The sequence below is a fragment of the Pseudomonas sp. RC10 genome (genome assembly GCF_038397775.1).
Taxonomy (GTDB): domain Bacteria; phylum Pseudomonadota; class Gammaproteobacteria; order Pseudomonadales; family Pseudomonadaceae; genus Aquipseudomonas; species Aquipseudomonas bambusae.
Window position 1 is genome coordinate 6512236 of record NZ_CP151650.1, and the last position, 17151, is coordinate 6529386.

The 17151-nt window shown below is 59.7% G+C and carries 13 protein-coding genes; 6 read left to right on the forward strand and 7 right to left on the reverse strand.

The annotated features are described in order from the left end of the window. Position 1: 1 nt before the first annotated feature. A complete protein-coding gene (locus tag AAEO81_RS29180; protein WP_341960613.1) occupies positions 2 to 5494 on the reverse strand; it encodes a DUF6543 domain-containing protein in 5493 nt (1830 codons plus the stop codon). 548 nt (positions 5495 to 6042) lie between these two features. Beyond that, positions 6043 to 6483 carry a hypothetical protein gene (locus tag AAEO81_RS29185; protein ID WP_341960615.1) on the reverse strand — a complete coding sequence of 147 codons (441 nt, stop codon included), beginning with the start codon at positions 6481 to 6483 and terminating at the stop codon, positions 6043 to 6045. On the opposite strand from AAEO81_RS29185, the gene trmL reads away from it, so the two are divergent. Continuing rightward, a complete protein-coding gene (gene trmL, locus AAEO81_RS29190) occupies positions 6482 to 6937 on the forward strand; it encodes a tRNA (uridine(34)/cytosine(34)/5-carboxymethylaminomethyluridine(34)-2'-O)-methyltransferase TrmL (protein ID WP_166594230.1) in 456 nt (151 codons plus the stop codon). The genes AAEO81_RS29185 and trmL overlap by 2 nt on opposite strands. Before the next feature lie 93 nt (positions 6938 to 7030). Here the strand turns inward: trmL and secB are convergent, their stop codons facing one another. From secB to AAEO81_RS29205, 3 genes are read right to left on the reverse strand one after another with little or no spacing between them, the layout of a single operon-like run. Then, on the reverse strand, positions 7031 to 7516 hold the full coding sequence (gene secB / locus AAEO81_RS29195; protein ID WP_341960616.1) for a protein-export chaperone SecB: 486 nt from the start codon (positions 7514 to 7516) through the stop codon (positions 7031 to 7033). 40 nt (positions 7517 to 7556) lie between these two features. Continuing rightward, on the reverse strand, positions 7557 to 7811 hold the full coding sequence (gene grxC, locus AAEO81_RS29200; protein ID WP_166594228.1) for a glutaredoxin 3: 255 nt from the start codon (positions 7809 to 7811) through the stop codon (positions 7557 to 7559). Position 7812: 1 nt separating this feature from the next. Beyond that, positions 7813 to 8226 (reverse strand): rhodanese-like domain-containing protein, encoded by a 414-nt coding sequence (locus tag AAEO81_RS29205; RefSeq protein WP_341964649.1) that lies wholly within the window; start codon positions 8224 to 8226, stop codon positions 7813 to 7815. Positions 8227 to 8371: 145 nt separating this feature from the next. Here AAEO81_RS29205 and gpmI point away from each other — a divergent pair, with 145 nt between their 5' ends. The 4 genes from gpmI (at position 8372) to AAEO81_RS29225 (ending at position 13535) form a co-directional block, all read left to right on the forward strand. Next, entirely contained in the window at positions 8372 to 9919 is a 1548-nt protein-coding gene (gpmI, locus tag AAEO81_RS29210) for a 2,3-bisphosphoglycerate-independent phosphoglycerate mutase (protein ID WP_341960618.1), read from the forward strand. Between the two features lie 138 nt (positions 9920 to 10057). After that, positions 10058 to 11371, forward strand: a complete 1314-nt coding sequence (locus tag AAEO81_RS29215; RefSeq protein ID WP_341960619.1) for a murein hydrolase activator EnvC — start codon at positions 10058 to 10060, stop codon at positions 11369 to 11371. 30 nt (positions 11372 to 11401) lie between these two features. Further along, a complete protein-coding gene (locus AAEO81_RS29220; RefSeq protein ID WP_341960620.1) occupies positions 11402 to 12733 on the forward strand; it encodes a S41 family peptidase in 1332 nt (443 codons plus the stop codon). A gap of 1 nt (position 12734) precedes the next feature. Beyond that, positions 12735 to 13535 (forward strand): divergent polysaccharide deacetylase family protein, encoded by an 801-nt coding sequence (locus AAEO81_RS29225; RefSeq protein ID WP_341960621.1) that lies wholly within the window; start codon positions 12735 to 12737, stop codon positions 13533 to 13535. Between the two features lie 120 nt (positions 13536 to 13655). On the opposite strand, the gene AAEO81_RS29230 is transcribed toward AAEO81_RS29225, so the two are convergent. Next, entirely contained in the window at positions 13656 to 14411 is a 756-nt protein-coding gene (locus tag AAEO81_RS29230; protein WP_341960623.1) for an ABC transporter substrate-binding protein, read from the reverse strand. 190 nt (positions 14412 to 14601) lie between these two features. Here AAEO81_RS29230 and AAEO81_RS29235 point away from each other — a divergent pair, with 190 nt between their 5' ends. Beyond that, complete coding sequence (locus tag AAEO81_RS29235; RefSeq protein WP_341960624.1) at positions 14602 to 16125, forward strand: serine protease; 1524 nt, start codon at positions 14602 to 14604, stop codon at positions 16123 to 16125. Positions 16126 to 16262: 137 nt separating this feature from the next. Here the strand turns inward: AAEO81_RS29235 and hisF are convergent, their stop codons facing one another. Then, the gene (gene hisF, locus AAEO81_RS29240) at positions 16263 to 17033 is read right to left on the reverse strand and encodes an imidazole glycerol phosphate synthase subunit HisF (protein ID WP_166594222.1); all 771 of its coding nucleotides are present in this window, start codon (positions 17031 to 17033) and stop codon (positions 16263 to 16265) included. Between the last annotated feature and the right edge of the window lie 118 nt (positions 17034 to 17151).

A 17151-nucleotide genomic window follows, 5' to 3' on the forward strand; every position in this document is an offset into this window, starting at 1 on the left:
ATCAGCCCTCTTCGAATCCCACGCGGTAGGTCAGCTCACGAATCAGCGCCATTTCCTGTGCCTCATACGCGGCCTTCAACGCCGCGTATTCTGCGCCCAGCTCCTCGATTGCCTGGCCGGGAAAGCGGTCCGGAACGGCCAAGACCCGCGCCAGGTAATCGTCCTTCAGCGTCTGGAAGCGCTCGGCATAGGCCCCGCGTAGGTAATCCACCCAAAAGTCGCGCTGGGCGGCATAGGCCATGAATGGCTCGCCGTATTCCCCTTGCTGTACACGGGCCAGCGCAGCCTCCAGTTCACCGGGACGAATGCTGGCGTGCACCTGATACAACATGTTGCTCGGCGGCAATGGCAGGTCCAGCTCCGAGGCCCAACGCAGGCGATAGGCCAGACGCACTTCGGCCTCGTCGCGACCGGCAGCCTGCTCACGGGCAACGGCGTCGAGCTCGTGCAGTCGGTACAGGCGCCGGGTCAGTCGATACAGTGATTGCCCGCGCAGTTCGGCAGGCACGTTGCTCAGCGACTGCTCGATGAACATCTGAATCTCGATCTGGTTAAACACCAGCCACGCGCCGTCGAAGCAAGTTTGAAAGCCCGTTTCAGGCTGCACGAGGGCCTCAACGGCGATGCCGTTGTACAGCAGTCGGTTTTCGAGATTCCGGTCCGCCGCATCGAGCACGCGCCACACCCGCTCTGCAAACTCGACACGTGTCTGCGCATTACGATAAGGCGCTGATTGCGTGAGGCGCCCGATCAGCGCCATCAGGTTCGGCGCATCGCCTCCTTCCTCAATACGCTGCCACAACGCCTGATGCGACTGGTTTTCATCGACTGAACCCAGGAGCCATTGCTCGACGTCGGGCGCCTCTTCAGGTGGTGGGGGCTCTGGGCTGTACAGACCGCCGGAAGAATCGGAGTCTGATTCGTAGGTGTCGGAATCCGAGTCATGGCGCTCCGGTGATAGCTCAAGAATGTCGTCGGGATAGTCCATCGCAAAGGTATAAGACCCGCGATAGCGTTCAGAAACGTGCGCCCTGCGCATCGTTTCATGGGTCAGCGGATTGCCGCGCAAGGCGATTTCGGTCTGCCCGATGTCATTGCGCGGGTTCCGCAAAACGCGCTCGGGCAGCTCGGTCAGTTGATTGTTGTCCAGCGTCAGTCCTTCCATGGGGAGCAGGACGTCCACCCAGTCAGGCCACTGCGTCAGCCCCGAGTTGTCGAGAGAAAGCCAGGTCAGACGGCCTCGCATCGCGGAAACATCGGAGATCGCGCCCAGTACGTTTCCGCTCAGATCCAGTGCATTGAGATGAGGTAGCCTCGCGAGAAACGTCATGACCTGCTGATCGATAAGACGGCCCTGATCCCGGATGCTCAAGGTGTTCAGTTGCGGCAGGCGCGACAATACGGACGGCAGCGCCGGCAGAGGCTCCACGGCCCCGGTCAACTCCAGATTCGTCAGTTGTGGGAAGCGCGTCAGAAATCGATTCAGCTCAGCCTCGCTGGCCCCGACCCGGATCAATTGCAGGCTGCGCACGCGCACGTCAAAGAACGCTGGCAGTTGCGCAGGAAAGTCCGCCAGCGCAATGCCCTGGAGAGTCAAAACCGTCTGCGTCTGGCCTTCGCCGTAGAGGCGCGAGAACTCCAGCAGGGTTTCACCGATGACCCGCCGAACTTCTACCGCTTCTGCGCTTAGAGGTCGGGTCGAGGTAGAAGCCTGGGTCCAGCTGTCGATGGCCTCTCGCAATTGGGTGCGCTCCTGCCTCATCTGATAGATGTGCGCGGCCAGATGAGGGGGTACGTCGAGCTGGAACCGAAACCGGTTATTCACTCCTTCGTTGAGCCGAATGCGGGTCATCGTCAGGCGGGACAGTGGGTTGCCTTGCAGCGAAATCGTGGTCGATCGATCGGTCGAGGCTTGCAGGCTGGACATGTCCAACGGCACCTCCATGATGCGGTTATTGCGCAACGACAGCTCGGTGATCGACGAGGTCGCCAGCCCGTCCAACCAGGCAGGCCAACGCTCGAGCCCCACGTTGTCCAGCCTAAGTGTGCGCAAACGCAAGCCAGTGAGCGTGCTCGGCTCGATAAAGCTAATGGTGTTACCGCTCAGGTCCAGCGTTTCCAGATGTTCGAGCCGACTGAGAGACTGCACTTCCAGCAGACTGATCGACAGGCTCTGATTGACCAATCGCAAGCTGCGCAAGGCCGGAAACGACTGAGCGACCAGGTACGGCAACTGAAAGACAAGCGGGTCGTTCGCCATCGTCGAACGGCTGATTTCCAGCGATGTGACGTCCGGGAATCGTACGAAAAACGCTTCCAGGGCAAGCCGCTGATCCACCCATCGAGAAACCGGGGGTGCTTGCGTTGATACCGGTCGATTGATGGCGATATCGACCAGGTCCATGCGAGTCACGCGCTGACTGAAAAAGTCAGGAAGCGCTGGCGGGAAATCGCTCAGCACCACGTTTTGCAACCGCAATGTCGAGGCGTTGGGCGCGACCTCGGGCAAGGCTGTTTCGGCCCAATGCCGCCAAATCGCGTCATGAATGCGCGTTCGATTCGCCTGCCGTTCGGCCGCTTCGGGCGCGGACACTGAGCTGTCGCCCCAGGCGTTCAAACTGACGTCCAGGGCAATACGCTCATTAAGCACCCCAATCAGTCGTTGATGAATCTGCAGGCGATCCAGGCCTGCGGCCTCTAACGCAGCCAAAATGTGCTCGGCAGAGGCGTCGCCGTTCGACACGCCGGTGGATCGAATGAGGTCCAGCAAGGTGTCCCGCGCGATAAACCCTTGCATGGCCCCTCTGCCACTCAAGGGATAACCCAAGCGCCCGTCCGCCAGCCGCATCGGCGAGGGCCGACCGGGTATGGCCGGCTGCATTTTCAATAACCTGCGCAGCTCTGGCCGGGAGATGAGCGGGCCGTTTTGAACAGCAAGCTTGAGTTTGGGGCCATCCCAGGTGCCGGGAAAACCCAACGCGGCGCGCGGTGCGTCAGGCAGGGCGTGCAGGACCGAGGCGTAAAAGTCGTCGCGCCCGTGCAGCTCAAGCCCTTGCGCGTCATAGGGTTGATAGCCATCGACGTATCGCACCAGCACTTTGCGAAGCGTTGAGTCTGCAGGGCCGATGGCATCAATCAGTGTTCCGGCGAACCGGTCCTCATGCACCTCCAACCGCAGGTCGGCAGGCCAACCCGGCAGCGTCTCCAGCGAGTGAAGCATCAGGACGTCACTGTCGGCATTCCTCACCGATTTCAGGTAAAGCCCTTCGTAAGCGCGCGCCAATCTGACCTGCTGCTGATAGACACGAATCTCTTCGGCAACGCGCACGGGCACCTGCCCATTGGCCAACGCTGCACGCTCAGCCGCCGACGCAGCGCGGACCACTTCATCCACGATCGGACCTGGCAGGTCGGGGTAGCGGCGGGTGATCAAGCCCCCTTCGGCTTCCTGCGCGGAAGACAGCGCACGATAACGTGACGCAAAGGCCGCCGCCTGGTTGATCCCGGCACCCTCGCCCCGCTGCTCGCGCGACATGTCTTCATCCAACTGGAAACGGCGCATCGTGTCCTCAAGCAAGGCCGGAGGGCGTTGCCCCTCCGCCAACGCTTTGCGCAGCACGGTTTCATGGGTATCGCTGATCTGCAAAATGCGTTGCGCCGTCACGTCGGAAAACGCATCGGCGGTATGACCCAATCGGCGAAACAGTTTCAGACCCTCCCACTCCAAAGGACGATCTGCCGGGTGCAGCCAGGCGCCTGCGTCATTGCTGCGCAGCGGGGGTTCATAGCTGATGGCTTTGGTAGGATGCTCGATCCGCAACGGCTCACTCGCGGACGATCTTTTTACCGAGTACACCTTACCTTCGAGAGAAACCCAGGTTTTGTTCTGGTAGTGATAGACCCCGTAAACGTCAGGCTTCAGCCCAGCGGGCAGCACTGTGTCATGGGCAAAAGGTCTGATATCGGGTTTCCACAATCGGGTTTCACCATTGGGCAATTCGACCTCTTCCAGTTCCTCGATGAACGAAGGCGTCTCCACCGTGAGGGTTTCTACCGCCGGAGTGCCGCTGCCGTGAGCAGCCCCCAGTGCGGCCATGAGTGCTACGTTTTCCGCCACGTCCATGAGGCAACGCCAGCCCTGTTCCCACTCGCCGCGCGTCCAACTGTCCACGCCTTCGAAAACCTCGACCCCCAGCTGCGCGGCCGCGACGGCCATCATCACGGCGCCGACCGGCGGGACGACGAACCCCACCGCGTTCAGCGTCTGTAGCGCGATGTTTTCAAAATAGTGAACACGTTGCTCGAAGGTTTTCTGGTCTTCATCCGCCGTAGGCACTCCATGAAACAGCGCGTCGTCCTTGAGGATCGCGGCATTTTGCTCAGTGACAGCCGTCAGCAGCCCGACCTTGAACTCATGCTCCCGCAGATGGAGCTTCGCGTTCACGTCGACCTGCGGCTCGTACCAGTTTCTGTCGTTGTTCCACACCACAGGCCGCAGGCATGACTCCAGCTTTGCGAACAGTTCTGCTTGGTGACGGGCGGGAACGAAACGCTGGAAAAACGCCGAATAGCCTTCCATCAACAATCTGTCGCGCAGCGCAACGGTGAACACAGCGCTGGATGGGTATTCCTTGAGCGGGCAGACCGGATCATTCGGGATGTAGACCACGACGCTCTGCACGGTGTCTGCGCTGTCGCGGGGTTTGCTGATCGTCACGATGCCTGTCAACTCGACGTCCCACAGGCGCAGGAAGCTGCAGGTCATCGGCTCGCCGTCGAGCGTGGCTTGCGTGAGGTTTGCGGCCACCTCTAATAAAGGAGCGTAAAGACGTTGGCTGATATGCCCCTGCATCAAGGCCAAGTGGACCTGAATGCGAAGGGCCGACTCTTCCACACGCTTGAGCAAGCCCCGTCGATTGAACGTGGCGGCATCGGAAGCATCGCCGGGCACGGAAACAGGGTTCAGGAACGCGCTGATTTTTTGCTGATACTGCCCACCGAGGTCCAGTTCCCGGGACAGGGCCGCGAAGGCTTCAGGCGCAATCGCCAGTGGGGTTGTCGGCAATGCCAGCCCATCGACCGGGTAGCGGTCGTAAACCGCCGCCTTCTGTCGCGCATCGAGGTCCATTCCACCGGGTTCAGTTTCCCAGGCCTCGAAGTTTTGCAACGCGGCATGCAGCAACGTCTGCGTCGCTGCCTTAAGTGATTTCTGGTATTCGACCAGCGGATCTCTGGACACGGCTTCAAATGAATCGTCGATACGAATCCTGCGTGCGTGAAACAGCCAGGTTGTGCGGACGTCCACCTCCAACCCGAATCGCTCTTTAAGCGCGGTAACGAGCAAGGGTTCGGCAAATGCCTCAAGGGAGGGAAAGTCTTTTAATACCTCGTTGAGCTCTGCTTCTCTTGAGCGGTGCAGCACGTAGTCATCCCGCAATGCCTTGACGACCTCAGGCATGGATTGGCGGGCCTGTTCAAACCAGGTGAGTCGCATGGCGCCCGCTTTGCGCAATGTGCTGTGAAGGTCCGACGGGGCGCTCGCCAACCAGTCGGGTATTTTGCTTCGGATGGTTTTCAACTGCTGAGACATCGTTAAAGCCCTGAAACTTATATGGAATTTCTGAGCGTATTCAGAAAAGCGTCCATAAAAAGCTCAAAAACCTGATAGCAATCAGGGGGCTTCACGGCACATTTGGAATGGATAGCAGCTTTAAATACTACCTATTGCAGATTTCCCACAATTGGGTGCAGCGTTGGCGCGGCAGTTGCCGCGACGTGCATCACTTTGGCTCTCTGACCTTCGAAAATGCGCGAATAGCGTGCAAAAACGATCAAGAAATAATCAATCTCGAACACTGTTCAAATAGCGTGTGAATCGTACCGGCCATTTCTGACGTTGGTCGAGAGGCCTGAAAACGGGGCTTCTATGGTTATCTCGAAATTTCCTACAGGCTTTTCTCAAAACTGGCACGCGCTCTGCAATAGGTTAAGCATCACCAGTTTTGGGGACCTTGGTACAGGCAGGCCGGGGATTCCCCTCTTTTATTCCTCTCGGAGACTGACCTCCAGTCTCCAGCGCCCGTCCTGAGTTGCGCCGTGCCACTCACCGCGCAACGGACGGGCCGCCAGAAGGTTCAGCAACAACCCCTTGTCACTCTTCTGAACTCTCCAACGCACATCACGCCCATTGAGCTTCAACTCGCCCCGTTGCGCATCGCCTTTGGCGTTGAAGAGCAAGGCCACGGCGCCGTCGATGATCTCGCCATGCAACTGCGGCTCGCGGTTGAACCACACCGCCACGCCACCGGACAGCACCTCGATACGTTGCAGCTCGATGGGGTCAGGCGTCATCACACGACCGATCATCAATCCGACCATCACGCCAAATATCGCGATAGACCCCAAAAACCGCCGCCATAGCTTCGGCCTCGGGTCTTCTTCGGGGGTAGAATGCATCCCGTCCTTTTGTTCGGAGCCGTGCATGTTTCACGTGATCCTTTTTCAACCAGAAATTCCGCCGAATACCGGCAACGTCATCAGGCTGTGCGCCAACAGTGGCTGCAACCTGCATTTGATCGAGCCGTTGGGCTTCGAGCTGGACGACAAGCGCCTGCGCCGCGCGGGCCTCGATTACCACGAGTACGCCACGCTGCACCGTCACGCCGACTTGGCCAGTTGCCTTGAAAGTATCGGCCAGCCTCGCCTGTTCGCTTTTACCACAAAGGGCTCGCGGCCTTTCCACGACGTGGCGTTTCAGGAAGGCGATGCATTCCTGTTCGGCCCGGAAAGTCGGGGGTTACCGCCAGAAGTGCTGGACCCGTTGACCACCGAGCAACGCCTGCGCCTGCCGATGCGCCCGGACAGCCGAAGCCTGAACCTGTCCAACACCGTGGCCATTGCCGTTTATGAAGGCTGGCGGCAGTTGGGGTTTAAATAACCCGCTCCTACAGGTGATCTGCGCATACCGTACGATCTCCAATAAAAAAGCGCCCATCACAGGCGCTTTTTTCATTCGGTCAGGCCGCAAGGCTTACTGAACGGTCGGGGTCTCGCCCGATTCCTGCATGCGCTGCAGCTCTTGCGCGTACAGGGCATCGAAGTTCACCGGGGCCAGCATCAGCGCCGGGAAAGAACCGCGAACCACCAGGCTGTCGATGGTTTCGCGCGCGTACGGGAACAGGATGTTCGGGCAGAACGCGCCGAGGGTGTGGCTCATCGACGATGCATCCAGCCCCTTGATCAGGAAGATACCGGCTTGCTGGACTTCAGCGATGAAGGCGATTTCGTCGCCGTTCTTCACTTCGACCGACAGGGTCAGCACGACTTCGTAGAAGTCATTTTCCAGCTGCTTCTGGCGAGTGTTCAGGTCCAGGCTGACGCTTGGGGTCCACTCCTGACGGAAGATCGCCGGGCTTTTCGGCGCTTCGAACGACAGGTCACGCACATAGATGCGTTGCAGGGAAAATTGTGGGGCTTCTTCGTTGGAAGTGGCGCCGTTATTCGTTTGATCGCTCATCTCAGATCCTTCTTACTCTTGGGTCTTGTAGGGTTCGAATTCAGGCGCTCAACAGTGTGTCGAGCTTACCGGCACGTTCCAATGCGAACAGATCGTCGCAGCCGCCGACGTGGACCGAACCGATCCAGATCTGCGGGACAGACGTGCGTCCGGCCTTTTTTGTCATTTCAGCGCGAATCTGCGGCTTGCCGTCGACTTTGATTTCCTCGAAATCGACGTTCTTGCTTTCGAGCAGGTACTTGGCTCGCGAGCAGTAAGGGCAATAATCGCTGGAGTAGACGACGACTTCAGCCATGTCACTTCACCAGTGGCAGGTTGTCGCCGCGCCACGACGAGACGCCGCCAGACAGCTTGGCCGCAGTGAAACCGGCCTTGAGCAGCTCGCTGGCCACGTGACCCGCGTGCTGACCGGCGGCATCGACGATGATCAGGGTCTTGGGTTTGTACTTCTCAAGTTCCGAGGTACGGGACATGACCTTGTCCTGAGGGAAGTTCAGGGCGCCCACGATATGGCCGGTGGCGTAGTCCTCCTTGGGACGCACGTCGATGACCACCGCCTCATCACGGTTGACCAGCGCGGTCAGCTCACCCGTGCTCAAGCTCTTGCCGCCCTTGTTCAGCTCTGTCGCGATCAGCAGCGCCAGCAGAATGACAAAAGCGCCAGTGATCAAATAGTGGTTCGTGGCAAATGCAAGCAGGTGATCAACCATCATCAGGTTCCAGGGCGTTAAAATGTCGGCCAGTATACACACCCCCCAAGGTGGGCCAAAGCCCGTACGGCAGTGACGCCGTCGGAACTTCGTCCTAAACTGCTGATCTTTTTTCTACTTCACCTATTAGCCAAGAGTGGGATTCATGACTACCACGCCTAAACCTTTGGTTCTGATCATCCTGGACGGCTTCGGTCACAGCGACAGCCACGACGGCAACGCGGTCTACGAAGCGACCGCCAGCAAGAAAACCCCGACCTTCGATCGCATGTACAAGACCATGCCCAACGGCCTGATCTCCGGTTCCGGGATGGATGTCGGTCTGCCAGACGGTCAGATGGGCAACTCTGAAGTCGGCCACATGAACCTCGGCGCCGGACGCGTGGTGTATCAGGATTTCACTCGGGTGACCAAGGCGATCAAGGACGGCGAGTTCTTCGAGAACGAAGCCATCTGCAAGGCCGTGGATCAAGCCGTGGGTGACGGCAAGGCCGTGCACGTACTCGGCCTGCTCTCCGATGGTGGCGTACACAGTCATGAAGATCATCTGGTGGCCATGGTCGAACTGGCCGCCAAACGTGGCGCCGAAAAGATCTACCTGCACGCGTTCCTCGATGGCCGCGACACACCGCCACGCAGCGCGCATCAATACCTCGACACCATGGAAGCGGCCTATGGCCGGCTGGGCAAAGGTCGTACTGCCACGATCATTGGCCGTTATTTCGCCATGGATCGCGACAATCGCTGGGACCGCGTTGAATCAGCCTACAACCTGATCGTCGACGGCAAATCCGAATTCCAGGCCGACACTGCGAAGGCGGGACTGGACGCCGCGTACGCCCGTGACGAAAACGACGAGTTCGTCAAAGCCACGCGCATTGGCGAGCACGTCAAGGTCGAAGACGGCGACGCTGTTGTCTTCATGAACTTCCGCGCTGACCGCGCCCGCGAACTGACGCGTGTGTTCGTCGAAGACGATTTCAAGGACTTCGCACGTGCCCGCCAGCCAAAACTGGCTGCCTTCGTCATGCTGACCCAATACGCCGCGTCCATTCACGCACCCGCCGCGTTCACCAAAGGCAGCCTGGACAACGTGCTCGGCGAATACCTGGCCAAAAACGGCAAGACTCAGCTGCGCATCGCCGAAACCGAGAAATACGCCCACGTGACGTTTTTCTTCTCCGGTGGCCGTGAAGAGCCGTTCGAGGGCGAACAACGCATCCTGATTCCTTCGCCGAAAGTCGCGACCTATGACCTGCAGCCTGAAATGAGCGCGCCGGAAGTCACCGACAAAATCGTCGATGCCATCGAAAATCAGCGTTTTGACGTGATTATCGTCAACTACGCCAACGGCGACATGGTGGGCCACAGCGGCATCATGGAAGCAGCAGTCAAAGCGGTTGAATGCCTGGACGTGTGCGTGGGTCGCATCACCGAAGCACTGGAGAAAGTCGGCGGCGAAGCGCTGATCACGGCCGACCACGGCAACGTCGAGCAAATGACCGACGAGAAAACGCATCAGCCACACACCGCGCACACCTCTGAGCCGGTGCCGTTTGTCTACGTCGGCAAGCGTGACCTGAAAGTGCGCGAAGGCGGCGTGCTGGCCGACGTGGCGCCGACCATGCTGACCTTGCTGGGCCTGGAAATCCCGAAAGAGATGACCGGCACGTCGATTCTGGTCGCCAAGTAAGCCCCTAAACCGGCGTGTTCATCTCAAACACGCCGGTTTTTGTATGAAATGTCTGAAAGCCGCGCCCGATGAGCGTTTTTTTTGCAGCCTTCGGCGGGCATACTAAGCCCGTCTTCACTCCTGGTATCGCCCAACTCCATGCTCCGCGCCCTGATCGTCCTTGCTTTGATGTGCTTGCTCACTCCGGCTTTTGCCGACGATGACCGCGCACAAACCCAAAAACAGCTGGATGCCACGCGTCAGGACATTGCTGAGCTGAAGAAGACCCTGAGTCAGATCCAGGACGAGAAATCCGGCGTACAAAAAGACCTCCGCACAACCGAAACCCAAATGGGTCAGCTGGAAAAGCAGGTGGAGGCCCTGCAAAAAGAACTAAAAAAGAGCGAAGCCGAGCTCCAACGGCTCGATGAAGAGAAAAAAAAACTCCAAAGCGCACGCGTTGAACAGCAACGACTGATCGCGATTCAAGCCCGCGCCGCTTATCAAAGTGGCCGTCAGGAATACCTCAAACTGCTGCTCAACCAGCAGAACCCCGAAAAATTCGCCCGCACGCTCACCTATTACGATTACGTGAGTCAGGCCCGCCTCAAACAACTGCACGCCTTCAACGAAACCCTGCGCCAACTGGCCGAGGTCCAGAAAGACATCGACCTGCAACAGGCGCAGTTGCTGGTGCAGAAAAGCTCGCTGGACGACCAGAAGTCCCAGCTCGACACCGTTCGCCAAGAGCGCCAGGTTGCACTGGCGAAGCTGAATCAGGACTACAAGGCCCGCGACCAAAAGCTACAGGCTCGCCAGCAGGATCAGGCAGACCTGACTAAAGTCCTCAAGACCATCGAAGAAACCCTCGCCCGTCAGGCCCGAGAAGCCGAAGAAGCGCGTCAGAAAGCGCTTCTGGCCCAGCAGGAAGCCGAGAAGCGTCAGCGTGAGCAACAGGAAGCACTGGCCAAAAACCGCAGCAAAAATGACAGCGATGAGCCGCCTCGCAAACCGGTGAAGGCCCCCGGCGCGATGGTTTCCAGCGCGGGTCAGTCCTACGGCGGACCTTTTGAACAAGCAAAAGGAAAACTTCCTTGGCCTGTCGATGGTCGATTGTTGGCGCGTTTCGGTGAAACCCGTGGCGATGACGAGCGAACCAAGTGGGATGGCGTGATGATCAGCGCTGCCGCAGGCAGTCAGGTACGCGCTGTGCATGGGGGTCGCGTGGTCTTCGCCGACTGGTTGCGCGGGGCTGGCCTTCTGGTCATTCTCGATCACGGCAACGGCTATTTGAGTCTGTACGGTCACAACCAGAGCCTGTTGAAGGAAGCTGGGGACGTTGTAAAAGCCGGGGAAGCGATCGCCACTGTAGGCAACAGTGGTGGTGGTCAGGACACTCCGGCGCTGTATTTCGCTATTCGTCAGCAGGGTCGCCCTAGTGATCCGGCCCAATGGTGTCGCACTCAAGGATAAGTCGACACCTCACTCAGGAGTTCGTAAGACATGCTGTTTTCGTCCCGCCTCACCTCGCTGGCCCTGACTATCGCCGTGGTTATCGGCGCTCCGCATGCATTGGCCGCAGGTGCCGCACCGGCTGCTGCGCCTGCTGCTGCCGCGCCCGCCAACGCCGCGAACATCAAGGCGCCACTGCCGCTCGACGAGCTGCGGACCTTCGCCGAGGTCATGGACCGGATCAAAGCCGCTTATGTCGAGCCTGTGGATGACAAGACCCTGCTGGAAAACGCCATCAAAGGCATGCTCAGCAACCTCGACCCGCACTCTGCCTACCTCGGCCCGGAAGATTTCCAGGAGCTGCAAGAAAGCACCAGCGGCGAGTTCGGCGGTCTGGGCATCGAAGTCGGCGTCGAGGACGGCTTCATCAAAGTCGTTTCGCCCATCGACGACACACCCGCTTCCAAGGCTGGCATCGAGGCAGGCGACCTGATCGTCAAGATCAACGGCGCGCCGACCCAAGGCCAGACCATGCAGGAAGCCGTCGACAAGATGCGCGGCAAGCTGGGCGAGAAAATCACCCTGACGCTGGTGCGCGACGGCGGCAACCCGTTCGACGTGACGCTCGCCCGCGCGACCATTCAGGTCAAGAGCGTGAAATCGCAGATGCTGGAGCCGGGTTATGGCTATATCCGCATCACGCAGTTCCAGGTCAAGACCGGCGAAGAGGTCGGCAAGGCGCTGGCCAAGCTGCGCAAGGACAACGGCAAGAAGATGAACGGTCTGATCCTCGACCTGCGCAACAACCCGGGCGGCGTGCTGCAGGCGGCGGTCGAAGTGGCGGACCATTTCCTGACCAAAGGGCTGATCGTCTACACCAAAGGCCGCATCGCCAACTCCGAACTGCGCTTCTCGGCAGACCCGGCCGACGCCAGCGAAGGCGCGCCACTGGTGGTGCTGATCAACGGCGGCAGCGCCTCGGCCTCGGAAATCGTCGCCGGTGCCTTGCAAGACCAGAAACGCGGCATCCTGATGGGCACGGACACCTTCGGCAAAGGCTCGGTGCAAACCGTGTTGCCACTGGCCAACGACCGCGCGCTCAAGCTGACCACGGCGCTGTATTTCACGCCGAATGGCCGCTCGATTCAGGCCCAGGGCATCAACCCGGACATCGAAGTCAAACGCGCCAAGGTCACGACCGAAGCCGATGGCGAGAACTACAAAGAGGCCGACCTGCTCGGCCACCTGGGCAACGGCAATGGCGGCGCGGACAAACCGACCACCAAATCCAAGGCTGGCAAGGCGCGTCCGCAGGACGACGATTACCAGTTGAACCAGGCCCTCAGTCTGCTCAAGGGATTGAGTGTCACACGCGGCAATTGATATGCGCTTCTGGTTGACCGGGCTCGTCTGGGCCTTTGCAGTGGTGACGGGTGCTGCGTGTGCGGCACCCGCCGAATCCTCCGACACCGACGCCAAACCGGCGAAGGTCGCCTACCTCAGCCTGATCATCGACGACCTTGGACAAAGTGCCGAGAAAGACAGCCGTGCGCTGGCCCTCCCCGGCCCCGTGACAGTGGCGATCATGCCGGACACCCCGCACGCCACGGATTTTGCGCGCCAGGCCCACAAGGCGGGTCGAACGGTGATGCTGCACATGCCGATGGACCCTGCCACCGGGCCGTACGCGTGGCATCCGGACTTGCCGCTGCCTGAGCTTGAAGCCCGCCTTAACGCGGCGCTGCTGAAGGTGCCGTACGCCGCAGGCATCAACAACCACGAAGGCAGCCGCATGACTGCCGAGCCAGTGGCCATGGCCTGGCTGGTGGGCGAGTTGCAGCGGCGTCATCTGTTTCTGGTCGACAGCCGCACCAGCGCCAAGACCGTCGCCGCTGCTGAGGCACAAAAGATTGGTTTGGCGAGCGTGTCGCGGGACGTATTCCTCGACGACACCCGCACCAGCGAAGCGATCTACGGGCAGCTACAGACCGCGATCAAACTGGCGCACAAGCAAGGCTCGGCGATCATGATCGGCCATCCGTATCCGGTGACCATGGACGTGCTGGAGCGGGAACTGCCCAAGCTCAAAGCCCAAGGCATCGAATGGGTGGAACTGCGCCACATGATCAGCATTCGTGGCAATCAGGCCATGGGCGGGCACGGGAAGAATGGGGTTTATCGGTAAGCTGAACGCCACCCTTCGTAGGAGCGCGCTTGCCCGCGATTGCATTGGATCAGCGACACATTTGCCAACAGGCCACACCGCCATCGCGGGCAAGCGCGCTCCTACAAGCGACGTCGTGGCTCAAAGGTATTTCCCGAGAATGCTGTCCACTGTCCCTTCTTTTCGCAGCTGATCCAGCGCGGCCTGTAGCTTGTTGACCACCTCGTCCGGCGTGTCCTTGTTCAGCGCCAGGAACAATTCGGCGCTGTTAAAGCGCAGCACGGTCTTCAGACCGGTCACGCCTTCCTGACGCGCCAGGTACCTTCCCGCCGGATCACCTGTCGCCCACAAATCAATCTGTCCTTCGACCAGCTTTCGAGCGTTGTCCTTGTCGCTGAGCACGGTGATCGGATTCATGCCCTGACGCCCCAACTCTTCGGCAATGGCGTCACCTTTATAGGCGCCGATCCGGTATTGCCTGGCATCTTCGAGGGAATTCAGCTGAAGCGAGCTGTCGGCCTTGGCCAGCATGATCCAGTCGTCCGGGCCAATAGGACCGACCCACTTGAACAACGTCTCGCGCTCGGGCAAACGCGCGGTCACGAACACGCCGTAGCCCGGTTTTTCCAATGCAAGTTTGTAGATGCGATCCCATGGGAAGCGCAAGGTCATGCTGTAGCCGATGCCCGCACGCTTGAAGGTTTCGCGAACGATCTCGACGGCAATGCCCTTGATATTGCTTTCCTGGGCGAAGTTTTTGCCATCAATGGCCATGTTGTAAGGCGGGAAATTCTCGGTGAGGAGCACCATCGAATAGGCCGGCGCATCGTCTGCCCGAGCGACGCCCGAGAGCAGCGTCGCAGCGCTGATCAGCGCAAGAAAAACACCTTTGAACATATCCCTGGCACCCGATCCTGACGACGGCATGAGAGTGCCGTTAACGATAGGCGTTGTCCAGTTCTCGCGCCCGAGAGGTCGCTCTCAGAACACTACATATCTATTACCCCACCCGTGCGCCAATGCTTTCTAATCAATACCGCAGCGATCTGCGCTGCGCTGGCATCAACAACCATCAAGGACGATTAACATGAAATGTAAAACCATCGCCGCAGGCTTGTGCCTGTCCAGCCTTCTGGTCCCCCATGCACTGGCCGACAACCGAGATTACGGTGAAGGCTTGCAGCCGCTTGAACCCTCACGACTGCTCGACAACGCTGACGGTCGCTACGACCACTGGACCGGCATCGGTCACCTTGAAAGTCTCAACAACCTCCGCTGTTCGGCGGTGCTGATCGATCCTCGCCCCGCCCCAGATTCCATCTCCTCGAATAGCCCCGCTTATGTGCTCAGCAGCGGCCATTGCGCGTTCCTTCAAACGGGCCGGGTTGCCAGCAATCTGGAAATCGAAGGTCAGGTCGAGTTCAACTACTTCAAGGACACAGGCAACCAGCGCAAGGTCTTCCCCCTGAAACGAATCGTCTGGAGCAGCGTACAAGGCACCGATCTGGCGCTTCTCGAGCTGCAGGCGCCACTATCGCAAGTCATTGAAAGTGGTGTCCAACCATTGCGATTGAGCCAGTCGTCCCTGGAAGAGTTGCGTGGCAGGGAGATTCTCACCGTTTCCGGGCCGCTGACCCCGACTGGCTACACCATGCGGGTGGCGGCGTGCGCCGTCGACGGGATCGCCAACCTTGTCGAACAGCCTTATGCGTGGACACACAACCTGCGCAATCAATGCACCGACGTGTTGCCCGGCAGCTCGGGCGGCGCGACGCTGGACCGCTACACCAACGAGCTGGTGGGTATCATCGGCACCTCGACTCGTGGCGCCACGCCCGCAAGCCGTTGCTTTGCGCACTCCCCTTGCGAAGTCACCGCCGCCAAACCGACCTGGCTTGCGGAAACAAATTACTCGACCCCGGTCAGCGGGCTCCACGCCTGCTTCGCCAATGGGGTGTTCAGCCCCGATACGCCGAGCTGCCAGCTGTTACCTGCGAACGTGCTGACCCCGGCAAACCCGCACTACCAGAAAATGTATGTGCGCCTGAAGCGCGATGATGAAGGCAACATCATTCCGGCCAAATGGGACTTCAAGTTCACCATCGAGAGCTCTCATTACGCTTTCAAGACTACGCGCGAGCCGCAACGTTGCCAGGCTCCTCACCGGTACAGCCCGCTGATTGCGAAACAGAACGCACACATCGACGCAGAGATCGGCAGCAGGCCAGGTATCTATACCCTGTGCGTCGTGGGCGTGGATCAAGGCCAGAAGCTGACGCCAGCGTTGCGCAACAACGCGTTTATCCACACTGTCGAGCTGATCGAAGAGGTACCCGAGAGCGAACCGGCGGTGAGTGTGACCCTGCTGGACACCGGCCGTCATAGCGTCAACTTCACACGTTCACTGCCAGGCAACGATGGTCATATGTTCAAGTTCGGGCCACCTGAGAGTACCCGATGCGAAGATCCGCAGGGCTACAAGCATGCCTATGGCAACTTCACCATCGGCCCAAGACTGCTTCCGGTGACGCTGTGCACCAAGGCGAAGAACGCAGCGGGTGAGTTATCAGCGCCCCGCACCGACCTGTTGCCGATGCCGGAAAACAGCTGAAGGCTCCTGTAACAGCCCGGCCCGTGGTGGCGGCGATCTCGCAGGCACTCCGCCTGTGGCAGCGCGGCTTGCCGGCGGTAGCGATCTTCAGGACGCCACCGCCGGCAAGCCGGATGCTACAGGGTTGAGAGAAGCCTTCAGCGAACGACGATGCCTTGCTTCGCCATGAACGCCTTGGCTTCGGGCACGGTGTATTCGCCGAAGTGGAAAATACTCGCCGCCAGCACCGCGCTGGCATGGCCTTCCAGCACGCCATCCGCCAGGTGCTGAAGGTTGCCTACGCCACCCGACGCAATCACCGGAATGCCCAGCGCATCACTGATCGCGCGGGTTACGCCCAGATCGAAGCCGTTTTTCATGCCGTCCTGATCCATGCTGGTCAGCAGAATTTCACCCGCGCCCAGGCCTTCCATCTTCTTGGCCCACTCGACCGCGTCCAGACCGGTCGGTTTGCGACCGCCATGGGTGAAGATTTCCCAGCGGGGTGTTTCACCCGGACCGGACACCTTCTTGGCGTCGATCGCCACCACGATGCATTGCGAACCGAACCGCGCAGCAGCCTCGCCGACGAACTCGGGGTTGAACACCGCCGCCGTGTTAATCGAGACCTTGTCAGCCCCGGCATTGAGCAGGTTGCGAATGTCCATCACAGTGCGCACGCCGCCGCCGACGGTCAGCGGGATGAACACCTGGCTGGCCATGCGTTCGACGGTATGCAGTGTGGTGTCGCGGCCATCGACGCTGGCGGTGATGTCGAGAAAGGTGATCTCGTCAGCGCCCTGCTCATCGTAACGACGAGCGATTTCCACCGGATCCCCGGCGTCGCGGATGTTCTCGAACTTCACGCCCTTGACCACGCGACCGTTGTCGACGTCCAGGCAAGGAATAATTCGTTTGGCGAGGGCCATGAGCCTATCCTCTGAAAACGGTTGATAACCTGTAGGAGTGAGCTTGCTCGCGATAGCGATCTATCTGCGCCAATTGCGCTGACTGACACCACGCATCGCGAGCAAGCTCACTCCTACA